This is a genomic window from Paraburkholderia phytofirmans PsJN (assembly GCF_000020125.1).
In the GTDB taxonomy this organism is placed as follows: domain Bacteria; phylum Pseudomonadota; class Gammaproteobacteria; order Burkholderiales; family Burkholderiaceae; genus Paraburkholderia; species Paraburkholderia phytofirmans.
This window is the reverse complement of record NC_010676.1, coordinates 2,228,935-2,248,085: the sequence shown is the minus strand read 5'-3', so window position 1 is coordinate 2,248,085 and position 19,151 is coordinate 2,228,935. Positions and strand designations below refer to the sequence as shown.

20 protein-coding genes and 1 pseudogene are annotated in these 19,151 nt (G+C 60.8%); 13 read left to right on the top strand and 8 right to left on the bottom strand.

Annotation, left to right across the window (positions count from 1 at the left end; translation table 11 throughout):
- Window positions 1–47 precede the first annotated feature (47 nt).
- The 8 genes from wecC (at window position 48) to BPHYT_RS29810 (ending at window position 7,974) form a co-directional block, all read left to right on the top strand.
- Window positions 48–1,292 (top strand): UDP-N-acetyl-D-mannosamine dehydrogenase, encoded by a 1,245-nt coding sequence (gene wecC / locus BPHYT_RS29845; RefSeq protein WP_012427859.1) that lies wholly within the window; start codon window positions 48–50, stop codon window positions 1,290–1,292.
- On the top strand, window positions 1,289–2,632 hold the full coding sequence (locus BPHYT_RS29840) for a flippase (protein WP_238535684.1): 1,344 nt from the start codon (window positions 1,289–1,291) through the stop codon (window positions 2,630–2,632). Before wecC ends, BPHYT_RS29840 begins: the two co-directional genes overlap by 4 nt.
- Complete coding sequence (locus BPHYT_RS29835) at window positions 2,629–3,456, top strand: glycosyltransferase family 25 protein (RefSeq protein ID WP_012427857.1); 828 nt, start codon at window positions 2,629–2,631, stop codon at window positions 3,454–3,456. Before BPHYT_RS29840 ends, BPHYT_RS29835 begins: the two co-directional genes overlap by 4 nt.
- The gene (locus BPHYT_RS29830; RefSeq protein WP_012427856.1) at window positions 3,449–4,756 is read left to right on the top strand and encodes an O-antigen ligase family protein; all 1,308 of its coding nucleotides are present in this window, start codon (window positions 3,449–3,451) and stop codon (window positions 4,754–4,756) included. The genes BPHYT_RS29835 and BPHYT_RS29830 overlap by 8 nt, the downstream gene beginning before the upstream one ends.
- A complete protein-coding gene (locus BPHYT_RS39750) occupies window positions 4,746–5,903 on the top strand; it encodes a glycosyltransferase family 4 protein (RefSeq protein ID WP_407669208.1) in 1,158 nt (385 codons plus the stop codon). Before BPHYT_RS29830 ends, BPHYT_RS39750 begins: the two co-directional genes overlap by 11 nt.
- Window positions 5,904–6,013: 110 nt before the next feature.
- The gene (locus BPHYT_RS29820) at window positions 6,014–6,715 is read left to right on the top strand and encodes a heparin lyase I family protein (RefSeq protein WP_148225160.1); all 702 of its coding nucleotides are present in this window, start codon (window positions 6,014–6,016) and stop codon (window positions 6,713–6,715) included.
- A gap of 61 nt (window positions 6,716–6,776) precedes the next feature.
- Window positions 6,777–7,511: a WecB/TagA/CpsF family glycosyltransferase gene (locus BPHYT_RS29815; protein ID WP_041759250.1), complete on the top strand. Its 735-nt coding sequence runs from the start codon at window positions 6,777–6,779 to the stop codon at window positions 7,509–7,511.
- Window positions 7,512–7,554: 43 nt separating this feature from the next.
- The gene (locus BPHYT_RS29810) at window positions 7,555–7,974 is read left to right on the top strand and encodes a serine O-acetyltransferase (protein ID WP_012427852.1); all 420 of its coding nucleotides are present in this window, start codon (window positions 7,555–7,557) and stop codon (window positions 7,972–7,974) included.
- 13 nt (window positions 7,975–7,987) lie between these two features.
- Here the strand turns inward: BPHYT_RS29810 and BPHYT_RS29805 are convergent, their stop codons facing one another.
- The 3 genes from BPHYT_RS29805 to BPHYT_RS29795 all read right to left on the bottom strand — a co-directional run bounded on the left by BPHYT_RS29805 (window position 7,988) and on the right by BPHYT_RS29795 (window position 10,075).
- Window positions 7,988–8,608, bottom strand: coding sequence for a LysE family translocator (locus BPHYT_RS29805; protein WP_012427851.1), 621 nt, complete (start codon window positions 8,606–8,608; stop codon window positions 7,988–7,990).
- A 113-nt stretch (window positions 8,609–8,721) separates the two neighbouring features.
- The gene (locus BPHYT_RS29800; protein WP_041759741.1) at window positions 8,722–9,261 is read right to left on the bottom strand and encodes a hypothetical protein; all 540 of its coding nucleotides are present in this window, start codon (window positions 9,259–9,261) and stop codon (window positions 8,722–8,724) included.
- Window positions 9,262–9,490: 229 nt separating this feature from the next.
- On the bottom strand, window positions 9,491–10,075 hold the full coding sequence (locus tag BPHYT_RS29795; protein ID WP_041759248.1) for an IMPACT family protein: 585 nt from the start codon (window positions 10,073–10,075) through the stop codon (window positions 9,491–9,493).
- Between the two features lie 295 nt (window positions 10,076–10,370).
- On the opposite strand from BPHYT_RS29795, the gene BPHYT_RS29790 reads away from it, so the two are divergent.
- Window positions 10,371–10,997: a LysE family translocator gene (locus tag BPHYT_RS29790; RefSeq protein WP_012427848.1), complete on the top strand. Its 627-nt coding sequence runs from the start codon at window positions 10,371–10,373 to the stop codon at window positions 10,995–10,997.
- Between the two features lie 51 nt (window positions 10,998–11,048).
- On the opposite strand, the gene BPHYT_RS29785 is transcribed toward BPHYT_RS29790, so the two are convergent.
- Entirely contained in the window at window positions 11,049–11,417 is a 369-nt protein-coding gene (locus BPHYT_RS29785) for a hypothetical protein (RefSeq protein ID WP_012427847.1), read from the bottom strand.
- 308 nt (window positions 11,418–11,725) lie between these two features.
- Between BPHYT_RS29785 and BPHYT_RS29780 the strand changes: the two genes are divergently transcribed.
- Window positions 11,726–12,364, top strand: a complete 639-nt coding sequence (locus BPHYT_RS29780; protein WP_012427845.1) for a 2-hydroxychromene-2-carboxylate isomerase — start codon at window positions 11,726–11,728, stop codon at window positions 12,362–12,364.
- A 39-nt stretch (window positions 12,365–12,403) separates the two neighbouring features.
- Here the strand turns inward: BPHYT_RS29780 and BPHYT_RS29775 are convergent, their stop codons facing one another.
- A complete protein-coding gene (locus BPHYT_RS29775) occupies window positions 12,404–12,661 on the bottom strand; it encodes a DUF2866 domain-containing protein (RefSeq protein WP_012427844.1) in 258 nt (85 codons plus the stop codon).
- A gap of 273 nt (window positions 12,662–12,934) precedes the next feature.
- Here BPHYT_RS29775 and BPHYT_RS29770 point away from each other — a divergent pair, with 273 nt between their 5' ends.
- Window positions 12,935–14,050: a GGDEF domain-containing protein gene (locus BPHYT_RS29770; RefSeq protein ID WP_012427843.1), complete on the top strand. Its 1,116-nt coding sequence runs from the start codon at window positions 12,935–12,937 to the stop codon at window positions 14,048–14,050.
- Window positions 14,051–14,220: 170 nt separating this feature from the next.
- Here the strand turns inward: BPHYT_RS29770 and BPHYT_RS29765 are convergent, their stop codons facing one another.
- Window positions 14,221–15,954, bottom strand: coding sequence for a peptidoglycan D,D-transpeptidase FtsI family protein (locus tag BPHYT_RS29765; RefSeq protein ID WP_012427842.1), 1,734 nt, complete (start codon window positions 15,952–15,954; stop codon window positions 14,221–14,223).
- A 25-nt stretch (window positions 15,955–15,979) separates the two neighbouring features.
- Window positions 15,980–16,557 (bottom strand): annotated as a pseudogene (locus tag BPHYT_RS29760) (trimeric intracellular cation channel family protein).
- Here BPHYT_RS29760 and BPHYT_RS39270 point away from each other — a divergent pair.
- Window positions 16,444–16,719, top strand: coding sequence for a hypothetical protein (locus BPHYT_RS39270; RefSeq protein WP_238535804.1), 276 nt, complete (start codon window positions 16,444–16,446; stop codon window positions 16,717–16,719). The pseudogene BPHYT_RS29760 and the gene BPHYT_RS39270 sit on opposite strands and share 114 nt — an antisense overlap.
- A 295-nt stretch (window positions 16,720–17,014) precedes the next feature.
- Here BPHYT_RS39270 and BPHYT_RS29755 read toward each other — a convergent pair whose 3' ends face one another.
- On the bottom strand, window positions 17,015–18,556 hold the full coding sequence (locus tag BPHYT_RS29755) for a methyl-accepting chemotaxis protein (RefSeq protein WP_012427841.1): 1,542 nt from the start codon (window positions 18,554–18,556) through the stop codon (window positions 17,015–17,017).
- Window positions 18,557–18,950: 394 nt separating this feature from the next.
- On the opposite strand from BPHYT_RS29755, the gene BPHYT_RS39500 reads away from it, so the two are divergent.
- Window positions 18,951–19,076 (top strand): hypothetical protein, encoded by a 126-nt coding sequence (locus tag BPHYT_RS39500; protein ID WP_274378468.1) that lies wholly within the window; start codon window positions 18,951–18,953, stop codon window positions 19,074–19,076.
- Window positions 19,077–19,151: the final 75 nt, after the last annotated feature.

The window sequence follows — 19,151 nt, the reverse complement described above, 5'->3', positions numbered from 1 at the left end:
TCTGACGGTCTGAGCGAGCACACCCAGTTTACGGATATAGAAAAGAAATGGATTTTGAAACTGTTTCGGTGGTTGGCCTCGGCTACATTGGGCTTCCGACGGCGGCCGTGTTCGCGGCGCGCCGCAAACGTGTCATTGGCGTGGACGTCAGTCAGCATGCGGTCGACACTATCAATCGTGGTGCCATTCATATTGTCGAGCCGGAGCTCGATATGCTGGTACACGCGGCAGTCACGCAAGGCTACCTTCGCGCAACGATCACGCCTGAGCCTGCGGACGCGTTTCTGATCGCTGTGCCGACGCCTTTCTCCGATGGCTACAAGCCGGACCTCCGCTTCATCGAAGCAGCGAGTCACGCGATCGCGCCGGTGCTCAAGAAGGGCGACCTTGTCGTCCTCGAATCGACGTCACCGGTTGGCACAACTGAGCAGATGGCAGCGTGGATGGCACAGCTCCGACCCGATCTCACCTTCCCGCAACAGGCGGGCGAGCAATCGGAGATCCGCATCGCGCATTGTCCTGAGCGCGTGCTGCCTGGCCACGTGATTCGCGAACTGGTCGAGAATGACCGCGTAATCGGCGGCATGACGCCGCGCTGTAGCGAACTGGCGCGTGAACTCTATCAAAGCTTCGTGCGTGGCGACTGCATCCTGACGGATGCTCGTACAGCGGAGATGTGCAAACTGACGGAGAACTCATTCCGTGACGTCAACATCGCCTTTGCGAATGAACTTTCGATCATCTGCGACAAGCTCGATATCAACGTGTGGGAGCTGATCCGTCTTGCGAACCGCCATCCGCGGGTGAGCATCCTGCAGCCGGGTCCGGGAGTGGGGGGGCACTGCATCGCCGTCGATCCGTGGTTCATCGTGGACTCTGCGCCGGACCAGGCTCGCCTGATTCGCACCGCGCGAACGGTCAACGACGCAAAGCCGGGCTATGTGGTCGACCGCGTGGAGCGCGCGGCGGGGCGCTTCAAGGATCCGGTGATTGCGTGTCTCGGGTTGGCGTTCAAAGCGAATATCGACGACCTGCGCGAAAGCCCGGCCGTCGAAATCGCCGACGAACTGGCGGAAAGATTCGCAGGCCAGGTGGTGGTCGTCGAACCGAATGTGAGGACGTTGCCGGCGTCGCTCGATGGCAGAACCCGCCTCTGTGAATTGAACGAAGCGTTGCTGGAGGCGGACATCATTGTCATTCTGGTCGACCATGCGCAGTTCCGGCGCGTGGACCCGGTTCGCTTTCAGGCGAAGGTGGTGATCGACACGCGTGGGGTGCTGGCGCATGCGTGATCGACCGCTCCGCTCGTCGAGCTCCATTGGAGCCGTTCGTGAGTGATCGGCGCGCCGTGGGCAACATGCAGGTGCCAAACGCGCCCCGCATCCGCACGAACTTCGTCGCGATGATGGTCTGGCAGATCGGCAACTATCTCGTACCGCTTGTGTCCTTCCCGTATCTGACGCGTGTGCTCGGGGCCGAAAATTTCGGCATGCTTGGCTATGCGACGGCGATTGCTACATACGGCATGCTCGTGACCGAATGGGGATTTTTCCTCAGTGGTCCCAAAGCGGTGGTCGAGCGCCGGGGGGATCCGGAGGCGCTGAACGAACTTGTATGGTCGACGATGGCCGCGAAAGCGAGTCTGTGTGTGATCGCGTTTTCCGTGCTGCTTGTCGTTGCGCACTACGATCGCAAGCTGGCTTCGGTGTTTCCTGTGGTACTCGCAGCCTGGCCGATGGTCATCGGCAATGTCTTTACATTGAACTGGCTATTACAAGGGTTGGAGCGTTTTCCGGTATTTGCGACAGTAGCATTGGCTGGCCGCTTTGCGGCTTTGCCGCTGACATTCGTCTTCGTGCGTGACAGTGACGATGTCGCTTTCGCAGCCGGAATTCAGGGAGGGGCGGCGGTTTGCACGGGCGTTTTCTCGCTGGTCGCCGCACGGCGCATGGGCGTGTTGCGACGCCCTTCCGTTTCGGCGCGCTCGGCGATGCAGCGCATCAAGGAAAGTGCCGACATGTTCGTTTCGTCGGCGTCTGTGAGTCTTTTCGGCGTGACGAACGCGGTCATCCTCGCTTCAATGACGACGCCATATCAGGTGGGCATCTATACGGCCGCCGACAAGCTCAAGACCGTCGCCAACATGGTGCCCGCGCAAATCAATACGGTTTGCTACCCGCGTATCACTTCGTTGTTCAATGTGCAGCCCAGGTCCGCCGCCCGGCTGACGGTGGTCGGTGCGCTCGCCACAGTATTGGCCACGCTTGCCGGACTGATCGTTGTCGGCCGCATTTCGGCACCGCTTACCACGTTGATATTGGGCGGCGGCTATGCAGGTGCCGCGTCGCTCCTAAATATGCTTTGCCTCGCGACTGTCTTCGGCAATCTGGCTTATTTCCTCGGATTGCAAGTACTGGTGCCCTTCGGCAACGCTCGTTTCCGGTCGCTGTCGATGCTGGCAGCAGGTGTGCTGAACGTCGGGCTGGCGATCGTTCTGACGCCGCGCTTCGGCGCTCAAGGCGCGGCGGTATCGCTGCTTGTCGCAGAGGCAATGTTGCTGGTCGTGTACGTTTCGATGCTCCTGAGCAAACCGGCTTTGCGCCACCACTTTACACAATTGCTGAATCGATGATGGAAAGTCTGGTACCTGTTCACGTCATATCTCTGCCTCGCTCGGGGCGCCGGGGTGCAATCGCGGCATTGCTGTCCGGCCGTGGCGTTGCATTTCGTATCGAGGACGCAGTCGATGGGCGTTTGCTCACGCATAGCGAACTGAATGCAGTCTACGACGACACCGCGGCTCGCCGCCGCTACGGACGTTCGATGACTAGCGCTGAGGTAGCGTGCTTCCTGAGTCATCGGTCAGTGTGGCGAAAGATTGTGGACAACGGGTGCGCCGCAGTGATCCTCGAGGACGACGCGATTCTCGAACCGGCTTTTTTTGAACGTGTGTTGCATGCCGACGAGTCTCAGTTGGCGGCTGTCGCTGGCATTGTGCTGCTGGGGCGGTCCAAGTTGCGCCGTGCTGCGTCATTTTGGACCTACCTCAATGAACCGCTCAGGTGGCGCGCGAGCGTTGGCGGATTGCGGGTCGGCGTTCCGTTCAAACAATGGACGTCCGGGTCCGTGGGCTACTGGATATCCGCGCAGGCCGCTCGCCAGGCTCTCGCCTACAGCGAAGGCCCAATCGGCGCATTGCTCGACGACTGGCCGTGGCATCGCGATGAGGGCGGCGCCCGCGTCGCCGAATTGCGTCCCTATGCAGTGTGGGAAGACTTCGAGCGGCTACCAAGCAGTATCGAGCAAGAACGCAAGGCACGCATAAAGCCACGCGCGTCCCTGCACGTCGTGGCACTTTGGCCTCTCCGTCTCGCGCGTACAGCGGTTCGCTGGAGCGTAGTTGCATTGCAGCGGCTTTCATCTGGCAGCGATGTGGTGAGAGCACGTCATGAGTAACGCCGTTATTGCGCGGCGGATGAGCGCTTCGACAGCACGGTGGGCGCTTCAGAGTTCAACCTCAATCACATGGGCTTTATTCGCCGGCGGTCTCGCGCTGTCACCTCTCGCGGATTTCCTGTCGGTCAGGGCTGCGCATGGATTCGACTCCGAGGGTGGGGACGCACGTTTCTCGCTGGTCGTGCGCGGAACCATGGTAGCCGGACTACTGCTGCTTCTATTGGTGAGTGGGCGGATCCGGTTGTCGAGTTGGCGCACGGCGCTTCTGGCGATGGTGGCAATCACGGCATCGGCCGCGACATATGCGTTCGCCGATATGTCGAGCGTAGAGTTTGCGCAGCAGGCGGTTTTCGTTCTGAAGGTGTTCTCCTTCTTTATTTGCCTTGCGGCCCTATCGGGAATGGGCGACAGGCAACTTGAGAAACTCGAACCATTTATGCGGCTCACGCTGTTGGCATACGCGGTGGCGATCGTGATGGGCGCGGTATTTTCGATCGACCTGTTTCGCAGCTACTGGGCCGATACGCAGATCCGGTCCGGCTACAAAGGTATCGTGTATGCGCAGAACGAAGCGTCCGCCCTCATGATCGTGGGCCTGGCTTACGGATTGCTGCGAGTGTTGACGTTCGGCTGGTCGGCATGGAGTGGCGTGCTGGTAGGAACCATCGTGCTGGCTTCCTGTCTCGTCGGCACGAAAGCCGCAATGGGCGGAACCATTGCAATGATCTGTTCGTACTTCTTTTGCCGGCATAACGTCCCGCAAGCAACCGTGCGTGCGTTGACCTTTGTTGGGCTGCTGGCTGTCCTCGCGGCGGCTGCGTATTTCTCACTGCCGGGGGTGCAAAGCGCCGCCGATCTCAGCTTTCAATATTTCATGTACCAGCATGACCACGTGAACAGTGGCGGGATACTCACGATGGTTTTGTCCGGGCGCGATGTCAAGTTTTTGAACGTGTGGGACGAGGTGGCGAAGGATGGCTATGTCCCACTGCTCACCGGTGGCTATCCGGTGGTGCGCTATCTGGTCGAAATTGACGTGCCGGATCTTGTGTTGGCAATGGGATTACCCGTTTGTGCCTTTTACTTGGGGGACTTAGGGAAGGCGTTTGTCTGCGGTGAAGGCGGGGCTGAGTCGCGCTTTGGCAGGTGGTTCTTTATCGTCCTGATGGCAACGGCTTGCACGGCTGGGCACATCCTGGTGTCCGCAATAGTTAGTCCATATCTGGCCATGATCGCCGTACTCATCAAGCGTGCTGCGCGCAATCGTCGCTATCTTATAGAAGGACCACATGATGAGTAAGCGCGAAAACAGAGAGACGCAGGCGACTTATGTCGCACCAGCGTTACGTGTGCTGCACGTGGGGCCGGGACAAGGTCAGCGAGGCGGCATTGCTTCCGTTCTCGCGGAACTTGATGCGCAACGAGCGAGGTTCCAGCGTGCAGGCATAGCGGTAGCGATCTTCGAAACGCATGGTTTTCAGAGCGCGAGATCGCTGTTGTGCTTTCTGCTACTCGACATTCCACGTTTTCTGTTCGTGCTGCTTATGGGTGTCGACCTGATTCATTTCCATGTGTCGGTTCGCGGGTCGTTTTATCGAAAGTTTACGCTGTATCTTCTCGCTCGGCTTGTCCGTAAGAAAACGATTTTTCATCTTCACGCCGGCAACTTCCTGAAGTTTTACGTCAGCAGCGGATCGATTACTCGCAAAGCGGTGTATGGCTTCGTTCGAGGAGCGGATGCCGTAGTAGCTGTCTCGTCGGCAATTGCGGCGGAGCTTCGAGGCGGTCATGGCATTACGGGCAATCTGTATGTGATCGGGAACACGGCGTATAGCGCCGAGGTGGCGGCAGGCGCGGCTTTGCGCGAGGCTTCCGACGCGAAAGCCGCAGACATGGCGCCATACGTCGCGTTTGCCGGTAGATTTACAGAAGGCAAGGGGCTCGACGAATTGCTTCGTGCGACGGCGCTGCTGAACCGGCAAGGCCTGACGATTCAACTGAAACTGGCCGGAGCCGGCGACACGGATAGATGGGCGCGCGCAGCGATCGAACACGGCGTTGGCGATCAGGTCAGCTTTGTCGGGTGGCTGCAGGGCGACGCCAAGCTCGCGTTCTATCGCGACGCCGCATTATTTTGTATGCCGAGCCATTTCGAAGCATTCGGGATTTCGACGCTCGAGGCAATGTTTATCGGTCGACCCGTGGTCGGCACGCGCATTGGTGGATTCCTTGATCTGGTGGAAGAGGGCGTGACTGGCTATCTTGTCCCATGCGAGGACGTTGCCGAACTTGCGGAGAGGATCCGCAACCTCGTGGAAAGTCCCGAACTCGCACGTACGATGGGGCGGCAAGGCGTCGCGAGAGCCCTGAGTCGCTATTCCGTCGACGCAGTCGTCAGACAGTATGTTCACTGTTACCGAGCAGTGAGTGAATGCGAAGGAGATTGAGTTATATGAGTTGTATGCCGATGTATCGCTGGACACTGACATGTCTCTTGGGAATCGTATGTGGTATTGCCGTCGCGCAAGATGTGAGCGTTACCTGGACCGAGACGCAAATGACTGCGCTGGCGAGCACGTACGACAAACTGTTCTCGACGGAATGGAAAGGCGGCATTGACACCGGCATTGCCATTCAGGCGAATCCTGGCGATATTGCCGTGGTCGATGATCCAGTCGTAGCCGGACGAAAAGCCGTGCGTGTTCACGTGAACCGAGCCGAAGACTTTTCAAAGATCGCGAACGGTGTTCCCCGAGCAGAGTTGATTTTTCCAAAGGCAGTGAGCTTTGCGCAGGGACCGGATTATTTGCTGCGATGGAGTACGTTCATACCCGCCGGGGCCTCCTTCGATAACAAACAGGCGGTCATCATTACTCAGGTGCACCAGGGCGAACGGACGGGCGGTCCGACAATCGCTTTGAGTCTGCAGGGCAATCGGTATGCCATTTCCGAGCGCGGCGGGGCGAATACTTCGACCGTTTCCGCAGGGAAATGGCTGTGCTGCGCCGACGCGGACCAGGGCAAGTGGGTGAACTGGTCGCTGCGCTATATCGCCGACGATTCCGGTCACCATGCTTCGACTCAATTGTGGAAGGACGGGCGTTCAGTGTTTGCATCGCAGGGGATACCAAATGCCTATCCTGGCGTTCAGGATGCCTACCTGAAATTGGGGCTGTACAAATCGGCGTGGAACAGTTCTCCATCCGACGTCAGCGAGATTACGTTTTTCTTCGGACCAGTCTCCGTATCGAAGAAATGAACGCAGCATCTGCTGCGTGCGATTCGCGAGCAGATGCAAACGAACATAGAGAATGGTTTGTATGAAGCGCATTGAAGTATTCGGATGTCCAATGGACACGGCGACAATGGATGAAACGGTTGCCGAGATTTCAACTCGCATTGCTGCAAGGCAGTTCACCCAGCACGTTGCGGTCAATGTCGCAAAACTCGTGCATATGCAGACCGACACGGAACTGGCCAAATCGGTCCGTTGCTGCGACATGATTAGTATTGATGGAATGGGCATCGTGTGGGCTGCCCGGGCGCTTGGGTATGCTGTGCCAGAGCGCGTCGCGGGCGTCGATCTATTCAGCAGACTGCTGGCGGAAGCCGCAAGGCAGGAGTTCCCCGTGTATCTGCTAGGCGCGACCGATGAGGTCGTGGCACGCGTTGCCATGCTATGCGCAGACTGGTATCCCGGTCTTAGGATTGCCGGTTACCACCATGGTTACTTCGGCGACGACCACCAACGTGTGGTTGACCAGATCCGCGAATCCGGCGCACGGCTGTTGTTCGTGGCCATCACATCACCGACCAAAGAAAATTTCATTAACCGCTGGCGGGAAACGCTCGGCGTCGATTTTGTGATGGGCGTTGGCGGGACCTTCGATGTGGTAGCCGGGAAAGTCAGTCGCGCGCCTCGTTGGATGCAAACGGCAGGTTTGGAGTGGCTCTTTCGTGTACTGCAAGAACCGCGTCGCATGTGGCGCCGCTATCTTGTCACGAACAGCAAGTTCGCAGTTATGTTGGGTAAGGCCTTGTTGGTTCCACGGTAGCGGGACGGCCGAGCGCGCCGGCTATATTAGAAGGAAGTTCTTCATGCTGCACATCTATCGCATCGCGCATTTGCTTCATCGATTGCGCGTGCCTTTTCTGCCGTGGGCGCTGAAGGTTTTTAACCGAATAGTGTTTTCCGTATCGCTGCCGCCGTCGGTGACAGTTGGGCGCAACGTGGTTTTCGGTTATCAGGGGCTCGGTATCGTCGTGCACCGGCAAGCGGTGCTAGGTAACGATATTGTGATTTCGCCCAACGTTGTAATTGGAGGCCGTGGACAACCCGGTGCGCCCGTGATCGGAGACAACGTTTTGATCGGCGCGGGCGCGTGCATACTGGGCCCGGTGACGATTGGGCAGAACGTGAAGATCGGCGCGAATGCCGTGGTCACATTCGATGTGCCGCCGGACGTGACCGTAGTGGGCGTGCCGGCGCGAATCGTCCAGCCGCGGCGAAGCGTCTGAATTTCGGAGTTCGTCACCCCCGCCTCACCATCAAAAACCCCACCCCAATTGCCGCCAGAAACCCCCCACAGCACCGATTAAACCACCGCCTGACTCTCGCGCGCACCAACCACTTCCCAAGATACATCCCCGCCCACGAATACAACGCGATAGCGAACCACTCCAACACCAGAAAACTCGCCCCCAGCACCGCAAACTGCGGCAACATTGGCTTCGCGATATCGACAAACTGCGGCAAGAACGCGGTAAAAACCAGAATGGCTTTCGGGTTACCGGCAGCGACGAGGAACTCTCTGCGTGCGACCCGCGCAAGCGAGGCATCTTCCTGCTGCGTCGTGTCGATGGTGGGCGCATCGCTGCGCCACAACTGAATGGCCAGCCAGATCAGATAACCGGCGCCAGCCAGTTTGATCGCGAGAAAGAACCACTCCGACGCGTGCAACACGACAGCGAGACCGGTTGCGGCAAGCACGAGCATCATCGCGAATGCAACCAGACGCCCCGTGCCGCCGACGAACGCGGTCATGAAACCATGACGCGCCGCCACGTTGATCGACAGCAGGTTATTGGGCCCGGGCGCGAGATTGATCGCGAAGCAGGCGGGCAGAAAGAACAGCCAGGCGGTAATAGACATGACGGCTCGCACATAGAAAGAACGCAACTGCGACGGGCCGCGCGGCAAGACGGCGCGCGCGACACCCTGGTGCGATTGTACCGATGCGGGTGAGGCCGATGTCGAGGGTGCGTTTAATTCACCGCTTTGACAAACCCCGGATCGCCGATCAACGCGTCGACGCTCAGCTTGACCGTATCTTCAATGGCGATGGTGCTGCTGGTGAACTTCGGCGATTTTTGCTTGACCGTCTTGGTGGTTGAAAACACAACCTTCTGGGTCGCGGCGTCGGTCACTACGTAGCGCATTTTCAATGTCCAGAACGCCGGCGAGCGCGTGTCGTCCACCGTGAATTTCTCGATGCTGCCGCTGAGAACCCGCTTGCCCTCGTCGAGATGAAAACCGGCAACCCGCAGGCTCTTCACAATGCCGTTGCGCACGGTTTCATTGATGTCGTTCTTGAGCACGATGCCCGTCATCGCCGTGTTTTCGATGCGGTTGGGCGAAACTTGTCCGCTGCGAGCGGGCATGTAGGCGAAGTCACTTGCAGGGGCGACGCTAAGCCAGCCGGTCGGATGCCCTACCGCGCGTGCCGAGCTATTCAGGCCGAACCACGACCACGAACAGGCGGAGAGCATCAACGGCAGCGCGATCGTGCCGCATCCCTTGAGCACGGTCGAGCTCAACGGTGAACGCGTGGCATTGAGCGACTGCGGCACAGACGCGCTCCGATGCGGCGACTCAGGCGCTGTGCTGGAAAAAGCGGCGGTCGAGGTCAGAGCAGTTACCTATTAGATTGAGTCATTCCGGGGGAATAGCCGACATGGTAACAGCGGCCCGGACCCTGGCATCTCTTAATCAGGGAACACCCGGTTCCTTCCAGGGGCGAGGCACGCCACGCCGTCAGGAGAAGCCGGCTTTTCCCTGAGTCATATCCACCAACGCCCGCTGCGCATCGTCCAGCGCGTTGATGGGCAAGCGGATCGTCATCTTCACCAGCATCGCGTAGGCGCTGTCCACGAGCGCATAGCCTTCGGCATCGATCCATCGGCGCACTTTCGCCTCGTCGGCGTAACTGACCTCGACGGTCAGCGAAACCTGCGCGATCCGCTCGACGCGCGGCGCATCCAGCAGCGCCGAAGCGATCGCATCGGTGTACGCGCGCACGAGGCCGCCGGCGCCGAGCTTCACGCCGCCGTAGTAGCGCACGACGGCGGCCAGCACGCCGTCCAGATCGTGATGCCGCAGCACTTCGAGAATCGGCCGGCCGGCGGTGCCGGAAGGCTCGCCGTCGTCGGACATGCCGGACTGGCCGCCGGCCAGCAGCGCCCAACAGACATGCGTCGCGGCAGGATGCTCGTCGCGCAGGCGCCGCAACTCGGCCATCGCGGCGTCGCGGTCGGCAACCGGTATCGCGTACGCAATAAATCGGCTCTTCCGTATCTCGAGTTCCGCGCTCAACGGCGCGGGCAGGGTGTAAGTGGGCAAGGCAAGGAGTTCGGTAGATAAAAAGTACGCACCGCACGCGGCGTCGTGCCCGCCATGGTAACGGATCGGCGGCCGCTGACGCAGTCTCTCCGATACACGCCCGCACGGCCTGTGCGCCTGGGTTGCGGCGTGCATTGTGCCGGCCCGCTCGTCGCGCGTTCATCGTGTGAGTCATGGCAATGCGCCGGACGGCAGGCGCGGTGCGCGCCAATCAGAAATCACCCATTCGTCTACAATCATCCGCTGAACGCGCGCGCCTGGTTTGCCGAAACCAGCGCGTCATCAAGGAGACAATATGCTCGACCTATCCACGTTAGGGACTTTCGTTGCGGTTGTTCTCGGGCTCTTTCTGATTCCGGGTCCGGCTGTGCTGCTGGTGTTGACGCGCACCGTGCATGGCGGCCGTAAGGCAGGCATTCTCACTGGCCTCGGCATTGCGGTTGGCGATTTCATTCATACGCTGGGCGCGTCGGTCGGTCTCTCGGCGCTGCTGATGACTTCGGCGCTGGCCTTCAACGCGGTCAAGTTCGTCGGCGCCGCCTACCTGGTTTATCTGGGCGTTCGCGCGTTGCGCGAGAAACAGGCCGGCGCGCACATGCCGGCCGTCGCGCCGGTGTCCGCCTCGAAAGCATTCTTTCAGGCCATTCCCGCCGAAGTATTGAATCCCAAGACCGCGCTGTTTTTTCTCGCGTTTCTGCCGCAGTTCGTGCGCCCCGAACACGGTTCCACGTTTCTGCAGTTCACCACGCTCGGGCTGATTTTTGTCGGCATGAGCGCGCTCTATACGACGCTGATCGTGTTGACGATTCGTCCGCTGGGCAAATTCGTCAAGCGTCTGACGTGGCTGACGCGCTGGCAGAACAAGATCATCGGCGTGCTGTTCATTTCGCTTGGTCTGCGCGTGGCCACGCAAACGCGTTGATCGAACGGCGCGGGTTCGCTTAATCGCAGCGGCAGCGAGGTTGCGTCCGCGCTAGATATTGCGGCGTTGTCGCCTGAGGCGGCCTTCGCGCGCGTATTCCATCTGGCTTTCGGTGCGAACCGCAAGCCTTTCCTGCTCGGCGCGGCTCATTTGCCGCGTATCGTCGATGTCGCCGACCCGCAGCACTTCCTGGGCGATTCTGATGCGCAGTGTCATCAACGGTTCGCCACGCTCGACCAGCGTGCGATCCGAGGCGCGCGCCTGCTGGACGCCGCCGTCGATCAGGCTGCGCAGTTCCAGCAGCGTGAGCCGCTGCCGCTGGATTTCGAGGATGAGCCGCTGGACGGCCTGCTCGTCGCGCGTGCGCCACCAGGCGCGCAGCTCGGCGAGCGTGGGAGGTTCGAAAGGTGGAAGACGCATTGCTCAGACGAAAAGTACTGTATATATGTACAGTATATCCCGTCTTTTACGGGGAACGCGTAGAGCGTGTTCCCGGATTCATCGCCGTGAAAAAGGGTGTAGATCGCTCAGGAAAGCGCGAGCATGATTGACGTGGAAACCACGATGATGAACAGACACGCGGCGGTGAGAATGTCGTAGGGATACTTCATGTTATGAGCATCTGACGTAGCGGTGTGAAGGGCCATCATAGGGATAAGCGCGCTGTCCGACTGTTAAGCTTTGCAAGACATAAGCGCGGTCCGCCTACGTATGACTGGAGAACAAGGATGAACGGGACAGCAACGCGCGTGCCCACGCATGAACCTGAAATCGATTTCTGGTTCGACTTCGGCAGCAACTACAGCTACCTCAGCGTCATGCGCATCGAAGCGGAGGCCGCGGCGCGAGGCGTGCGGATTCACTGGCGTCCGTTCCTGCTGGGGCCGGTGTTTCGCGACCTCGGTTTCGACAACTCGCCGTTCGTGCTTCAGAAGGAGAAGGGCGCGTATGTGTGGAAGGACATGGAACGGCAATGCCGCAAATATGGCATTGCCCTGAAGCGTCCCACCACGTTTCCGCGCGCCGCGCTTCTTGCGATGCGCGTGGCGCTGCTCGGCGCACAGCGCGAATGGATCGCCGCCTACTGCCGCAAGATCATGCAGTTGAACTTCGCGCATGATCGCGATATCGGCTCGATGGAGGTGATGAGCGAAGCGCTCGATGAACTCGGTTTGCCGGCGGGAGAGATCATCGCCGAAGCGCAAAGCGATGCGAACAAACTGCGCTTGCGTGAACAGACCGCAGCGGCTGCGGCTCGCGGCATTTTTGGAGCGCCGACGTTTTTTGTCGGCGACGAGATGTTCTGGGGCAACGACCGGCTGGATGATGCGTTGGACTACTGCGCGTCAGTCGCCGCGAGTGGCTAGGGAGTCGAGTGCGCGGCGGCCGATCGGCGCTTGGCAGTGTTATTCGTTGCCGTCCTGGCAAAAACGGCGGCCCGGCACGTGCGACACGACAGCCTGTGCTATCTCTAACGGCGTGCTCTCGGCGGGCACCACCCGGCGGCTCGATTCGGGCGTGTGCTTCATGGTCCATTCGACGAGCCGGTACGAGCGGCCCCAGGGATGCTGGAGCGGGTCCGAGACCTTGCATGAATGAATCTGGCTGACCCACTCGTTGCCGGGCATGGCGCGCAGATGCTCGAATACCGTGTCTTCAACCATGGTTTGACTCCTTCTTCGCGGGCCTGCAGCCCATCTTCTGGCGCGTTGTCGACATCCGGGGAAAAAGCGCCGCCGATGTTCTGGCGGCTTCAACAGGGGATGTTGTGCCTCATGGTTGCAGCAAAGAATTAAGCCAGACTTAAGAGCGCAAAAAGCGGATCGCGTAAAAGCGTAGTTGCCGCGATCGGACCCTCAAGCCCTCGCAGAATCCGCCGTTATTACAGCGATTGGGGTCGCCAACCCCGCTTCGCCTTCGGGCACGCCCCTGATAACGTGACGAACCTCGCCCAAACGCCGCTTTCCGAGCGCCTTCGTTCCCTCGTCGATACCGTGCAGCACAACGAGCGCACGCTGCGGCGCTTCCAGAACGTCGAGTTGCGTCTGATCGGTGCTCAGGACTTCGCATCGTTTCTCGACACGCTGTTCACTCAATTGCCGCGGGAATTTTCGCTGACGGGCGTGACGCTCTGGCTCGACGATCGCGCGCCGATGCTGCGTGAACTGCTTGAGCCGGCCGCCTTGCGCGCACTCGATCAGTCGAAGCTGCTGGTCTCGCGAGAAGGCGGACTTGCCGCGCAAGGCTTGTGCGACGAAGGGCGCCCTTGGCTCGGCAATCTGCACGGCATGGGCGATTCGGCGCGGCGCGCATTCTTCGGCGCCGGCCTGACACCCGCGAGCGCAATCGTGCTGCCGCTTGCCGCGGGCGATACCGTGAGCGGCTATCTCTGTCTCGGCAGCGACGACCCGGCGCGTTTCGCCGAGGGCATGGCCACCGACATTCTCGAGCGCTTCGCGAGCATCGTGACAGCGAGTCTCGACAACGTCGCGCATCGCGAGCGGCTCAAGCAACTGGGCATGACCGATTCGTTGACGGGCCTCGCCAATCGCCGCTATTTCGACGAGCGGATGCGCGAGGAGATCATGCGCGCCTGTCGCTACGGCGTGCCGGTGGCGTGTCTGTTCATCGATATCGACAGCTTCAAGCGGATCAACGACACCTACGGCCATCAGACCGGCGACCGCGCGTTGGCGGCGGTGGCGGCTTGCGTGCGGCAACAGGTGCGTCTCGGCGATACCGTCGCGCGTTATGGCGGCGAAGAATTCGCGGCGTTGCTGCAAGGCGACCGGGCCGACGCGCTGACCGTCGCCGAACGTGTGCGGCTGGCGGTCGAACGGCTGGCTTTGCAGGACGATCATGGCGAGCGCATCGTCCTGACGGTGTCGATTGGCGTGGCGGCGCGCACGATCAGCGGCACGCCGGCCGAGGCGGCCAAACTGGGCGGCGCGATGATGGAAGAAGCCGACCGCGCGATGTATCAGGCCAAACGCAACGGCCGCAATCGCATCGAGGCGCTGGTTAAAGCGGGCGATGTGGAAACGGCACGTTGAACTGAGCAGCTGAAGGTCGCACCGAATTCGCGTGACCGGCGCGACTGGATGACGGGCGTGATGAACGCATTTGGACGCAACTGGCAACTCAACGCGGCAATCTTCCGCACGGCATGCGAAAGAAACCGCGAGCCTGGCCTGGCTCCCCGTATGCCGCCCGAAGGTGGCGCTCAAGTGCCCGGCGCATCCGGCGGCACACCCAGCAACTGCAGCGCTCCGCCCGTCACGCCGCTGAACACCGGGCCGGCCACCGTCCCGCCATAAAACGCCTTGCCCGCCGGATCGTCGATCATCACCGCAACGATCAGCCGCGGATCGCTCATCGGCGCCATGCCGACGAACAGCGCGCGGTAGCGGTTTTTCGCGTATGTCGCGCCGACCTGTTTGCGCGCCGTGCCGGTCTTGCCGCCGATCCGGTAGCCTTCCACCGTCGCCGCGCGGCCCGTGCCGCCCACGCCGGTCGCCATTTCCAGCATCGAGCGGATGGCGCGCGCGGTGGCCGGCGTCGTGACCGCGTGGCCCTTGTCGCCGGCTGGCGCGGCCGCGTCCGTTCCGTTGCGCAACAGACTCACGCGATGCATCGTGCCGTCGCCGGCATAGGCCGTGTAGACCTGCGCCATCTGCAATAGCGACGTGGACAGCCCGTAGCCGTACGCCATGGTCGCCTGTTCGATCGGGCGCCAGCGTTTGTACGGACGCACCTTGCCGGATGCCACGCCCGGAAAAGTCAATTCCGGGCGCAAACCGAGCCCGTATTCCTGATATTTGGTCCAGATCTTTTCAGCCGGCAGATTCAGCGCGAGCTTGGCGAGCGCGATGTTGCTCGATTTCTGCACGGCTTCGGCGACGGTCATCACGCCATGATTCGAGGTGTCGTGAATGACGGCCGGCCCGATCTTGTACCAGCCGGGCGCGGTATCGATCACACTCTGCGGCCGCACCTTGCCCTCGTCGATCGAGAGCGCGACGACCACCGGCTTGATCGTCGAGCCCGGCTCGAAGGTGTCGACCACCGCGCGATTGCGCAACTGGCGGCCGGTCAGGCGGGCGCGGTCGTTGGGATCGAAGCTCGGGTAGTTGGCGAGCGCGAGAATCTCGCCATTGCGCGCGTCGAGTACCACCACGCTGCCGGCCTCGGCGTGATGTCTGGCGATCGCTTCCTTGAGCTGCGCATAGGCGAGTTGCTGAATCCGCCGGTCGATCGTCAGGTGGATGGTGTCGCCGTTTTGCGCGGGCACGAGCGGCCGCGTCTCGGACACCACGCGGCCCAGCCGGTCGCGGATCACTTCGCGCTGGCCGGGCACGCCGAGCAGCTGCTCGTTGGCGGCGAGTTCGACGCCCTCCTGGCCGTTGTCTTCGATATCCGTGAAGCCGACCACGTGCGCCGCCGACTCGCCTTCAGGATAAAAGCGCTTCGAATCCGCGATCTGCGTGATCCCCGCGAGGCCCAGTTTCGACAGATGCCCAGCGGTCTCGGCATCCACCTGACGCTTGAGCAGGACGAAGGTCTTGTTGCCGTTCAGACGGCGGCGCAGTTCCGCCAGCGGCAGATCGAGCAGCCTGGAGAGCGGCGCGACAGCCGCTTCGTCGATCAGCTTGGGCGAAGCCCAGATTTCGTAGGTTGCGAGGCTGACAGCGAGCATCGAGCCGTTGCGATCGACAATCCGCCCGCGCGTCGCGTCGAGTTCGATGGTGCGCTGATAGCGCTTTTGCCCTTGATCGACGTAGAAGTCTTGGTTCACCACCTGCACCCAGAACGCGCGTCCAGCGAGCGAGGCGAACGCGCCGAACACCAGCAGAACGATGAATTTCGAACGCCACATCGGCAGGCGCGCGGCCAGCAACGGGTGCTTCCCGACGGGTGCGTAGGGATCGTGCGACTGCGATTTCTTCTTCTGGATCATTGGATGCGCTTAACGAACAGCTCGATTAACTTGCGCCGCCCGAATCGGCGGCGGTGAACACTTTGAATTGCCAGCGGAAACGCACGGCCAGCATGCGCACCTCGAAACCGCCTGCGAGCACGCCGACCGAAGCCGGCCCCGGCGCCACGCCGCAGGCTTGCAAGGCCATATACGCCGCGCCGGCGCCGAGCGCGATGCTGGCGTACAGCTCCTGACGCAACACCAGCGGCATCTGATTGCACAGCATGTCGCGCAACATGCCGCCGCACACGCCGGTGATCGCGCCGGCCAACACGACAATGGCGGGGCTCACGTCCATCGTCGCGACCGCGTCGCAACCGATTACCGTAAAGGCGATCAGACCGATCGCGTCGACGGCGACGAAGAGGTTTTGCCAGTTGCGCAGCCACTTCGCGCACGCCGCGGCAACCGACGCCGCTCCGATTGTAATAAGAACGTAATCTGGATGCGAGATCCACGCAAGGGGTAATGACCGAGCAGGACATCGCGCACCGTGCCGCCGCCGAGCGCGGTGACGGTGCCGACGAGGCACAAACCGAAGCGATCCATGCCGCGACGCATGCCCATGAGCGCGCCGGACATGGCTTCCGCGACGATCGCGAGCAGGTAGAGGAGATGGAGCAGCATGACGGCGAGCCTCTGGAACGGCGCTCGCGGACGGCTCCGGCGTGGAGCGCACTCGCGCGGCGTGCGTTGAAAAGCGGCCATTATCGTAAGCGTGCCGTTAGCATGAAAATGCCTTAAGCCGAATTCGGCGATGCCAAATTCGGCTTAAGCTGGTTGCGGTTTGGCGCCTGGTAAGCGTTTGCTGAGCAAGCCGACGCCAGATGTCGTGGAAAAGGTGGTCCGAGTTAGACCGAGGCGCGCGGGTGTAAAAAAACCGCGCGGACTTCAAAAATCCGCGCGGCTGTTCGTTCGATTAATGCGTCGACTCCGACGCGGCGTGTTAAAGAGGCGCTCCCTGCCTGTTGAGCGCCTTCTTTTTTGTGTGCTGCTTCTGCTGTTTTCCGCTGCTGGTGCCAGGCGGCGCAAAAAACGCTCAAGCCGGCAGCGCGAAGCTCGAAATCGCTTCGCGCAGCACACCCACCTGATCCTTCAGCGAATGCGCCGCAGCCGCGGCTTGTTCAACCAGCGCCGCATTCTGCTGCGTGACCTGATCCATTTCGCCGACTGCGCGATTGACCTGCTCGATGCCCGCGCTCTGTTCGCGCGAGGCATTGCTGATCTCCTCGAGAATCTCGTTCACGCGACGCACCGACTGCACGATCTCGCCCATCGTCGAACCGGCGTTCGCGACCAGCGACGCGCCGGCTTCCACCGTGTTCGTCGAGGTTTCGATCAGCGCCTTGATTTCCTTCGCCGCGGTTGCCGAGCGTTGCGCGAGGCTGCGCACTTCGGCCGCGACCACCGCGAAGCCGCGTCCCTGTTCGCCCGCGCGGGCCGCTTCGACGGCGGCGTTGAGCGCCAGGATGTTGGTCTGGAAAGCAATGCCGTCGATCACGCCGATGATGTCGCCGATCTGCCGCGAACTGTTGGTGATCTCGCCCATCGTGCGAACCACGTCGTCCACCACGCGGCTGCCGCGGGTGGCGACATCCGCCGCCTGGCCGGCGAGATGCGCGGCCTGCAGCGCGCTGTCCGCGTTCTGCTTCACGTTGACCGTCATCTGGTCCATGCTCGACGCCGTTTCGACGAGCGCGGCGGCCTGTTCTTCCGTGCGTTGCGAGAGATCCGTGTTGCCGGCGGCGATTTCGGTCGCGCCGATGTTGATGTTCTCCGTGCCGAGACGCACGCGCGACACCGTCTCGACGAGACCGGCCTGCATCGTCTGAAGCGCATGCAGCAGGCTGCCGGCGTAGTCCGACTGGAGCGGCACGCGCGTGGCCAGATCGCCGCGCGCCATCAACTGCGCGTGTTCGACGGCCACTTCGAGATCGCCGCCGAGCGTGCGGCGAATACTGCGCAGCACCAGCAGCATGACGCCGGTGGCGATGGCACCGAGTGCGACGGTAATGACGAGCCAGCGCAGCAGATTGGCGTAGAACGCGCTTTGCACGTCGTCCATGTACATGCCGGTGACGATATACCAGTCCCACGGTGTGAAGTGACGCGAGTAGCTGGTCTTGGCCACGGGTTTGTCGCTGCCTGGCTTGGCCCACAGATAGTCGACGAAGCCGCCGCCGTCGCGATTGCCCGCGTTGACGATATCGACGAACAGATGGTTGCCCGCCGGGTCGGTGAATTGCGTCAGGTCCTTGCCGACCATCTCCGGCTTGAACGGATGCATCAGCATGACGGACTGCGAGTTGTTGACGGAGATGTAGCCGTCGGCGCCGTAACGCATCGCCTTGAGGGAGTCGAGCGCCTGCTTTCGGGCTTCCTCTTCGGTGATCGTGTGCTGCTGGGCGAGCGTGTAGTAACGCTCGACGATGTGGTTGGCCTGGTCGATCAACGATCTCAATTGATCGCGGCGATCCGAGATCATCGAGGCACGGTTTTGCCATGCGCCGAAGCCGCCGATCAGGATCAGGCCGATCCAGAGCACGGCGATCATCGAGGCCAGTTTTTTGTTCAGAGTCATAGCGGTTTCTGCTTTCGCACAGTGGTCGGTCAGGGATTGGGTTCGCTTGCGGCGAGTGGCTTGTCGCTGACTGTGTTTACGGCGCGGCGGCAGTGGCTGCGCAGGGCAGGGGAAACCCGCTATCAAATATTTTTATTCGTCTGACTAAAGAGCCTTTTTTCTTCGCCAAGGCGTTTTATGCTGCGTTCGCACTGGCTCGCTTATTTCATGTTGATTCAATCGGGCTTTCCATCTATTGCCAGTGTGAAAATGGTAGTTATTGGCGAATCGATATTAAGCGTTAAGGTTTTCTGTAAATAAAAGCAGATATAAAAACCTCAACATCGCCACAATCGCCTGATGACTAAAACGAACGGATACGCCGTCCATCGAAGCGTGGTCATGGGGTTGCGTCATGATTCCACAAAACGCCAATAAAATCCAAGTGGTTTATCGCATTGGCGGGTTGCAAAAAACGACACATTTTTCCACTTATCCGCAAATGGAAAAAGCCGCCGTCACGCAAAAGACGAATAAATAAAAATTCCGCTATAGTCGCCATTTTCCAGACGCCAGTCGGGCATTAGAAGAGCATCAATAAGCCCGCCACCAGGAG

What these genes read in the sequence shown, in the direction of transcription:
- BPHYT_RS39750 (WP_407669208.1), top strand. Translation starts at nt 4,746, where the DNA reads ATGATGAGTAAGCGCGAAAACAGAGAGACGCAGGCGACTTATGTCGCA.
- BPHYT_RS29830 (WP_012427856.1), top strand. Translation starts at nt 3,449, where the DNA reads ATGAGTAACGCCGTTATTGCGCGGCGGATGAGCGCTTCGACAGCACGG.
- BPHYT_RS29785 (WP_012427847.1), bottom strand. Translation starts at nt 11,417, where the DNA reads ATGCGTCTTCCACCTTTCGAACCTCCCACGCTCGCCGAGCTGCGCGCC.
- wecC (WP_012427859.1), top strand. Translation starts at nt 48, where the DNA reads ATGGATTTTGAAACTGTTTCGGTGGTTGGCCTCGGCTACATTGGGCTT.
- BPHYT_RS29780 (WP_012427845.1), top strand. Translation starts at nt 11,726, where the DNA reads ATGAACGGGACAGCAACGCGCGTGCCCACGCATGAACCTGAAATCGAT.
- BPHYT_RS29755 (WP_012427841.1), bottom strand. Translation starts at nt 18,556, where the DNA reads ATGACTCTGAACAAAAAACTGGCCTCGATGATCGCCGTGCTCTGGATC.
- BPHYT_RS29790 (WP_012427848.1), top strand. Translation starts at nt 10,371, where the DNA reads ATGCTCGACCTATCCACGTTAGGGACTTTCGTTGCGGTTGTTCTCGGG.
- BPHYT_RS39270 (WP_238535804.1), top strand. Translation starts at nt 16,444, where the DNA reads ATGACCGAGCAGGACATCGCGCACCGTGCCGCCGCCGAGCGCGGTGAC.
- BPHYT_RS29835 (WP_012427857.1), top strand. Translation starts at nt 2,629, where the DNA reads ATGATGGAAAGTCTGGTACCTGTTCACGTCATATCTCTGCCTCGCTCG.
- BPHYT_RS39500 (WP_274378468.1), top strand. Translation starts at nt 18,951, where the DNA reads ATGATTCCACAAAACGCCAATAAAATCCAAGTGGTTTATCGCATTGGC.
- BPHYT_RS29765 (WP_012427842.1), bottom strand. Translation starts at nt 15,954, where the DNA reads ATGATCCAGAAGAAGAAATCGCAGTCGCACGATCCCTACGCACCCGTC.
- BPHYT_RS29820 (WP_148225160.1), top strand. Translation starts at nt 6,014, where the DNA reads ATGACTGCGCTGGCGAGCACGTACGACAAACTGTTCTCGACGGAATGG.
- BPHYT_RS29805 (WP_012427851.1), bottom strand. Translation starts at nt 8,608, where the DNA reads ATGTCTATTACCGCCTGGCTGTTCTTTCTGCCCGCCTGCTTCGCGATC.
- BPHYT_RS29810 (WP_012427852.1), top strand. Translation starts at nt 7,555, where the DNA reads ATGCTGCACATCTATCGCATCGCGCATTTGCTTCATCGATTGCGCGTG.
- BPHYT_RS29815 (WP_041759250.1), top strand. Translation starts at nt 6,777, where the DNA reads ATGAAGCGCATTGAAGTATTCGGATGTCCAATGGACACGGCGACAATG.
- BPHYT_RS29775 (WP_012427844.1), bottom strand. Translation starts at nt 12,661, where the DNA reads ATGGTTGAAGACACGGTATTCGAGCATCTGCGCGCCATGCCCGGCAAC.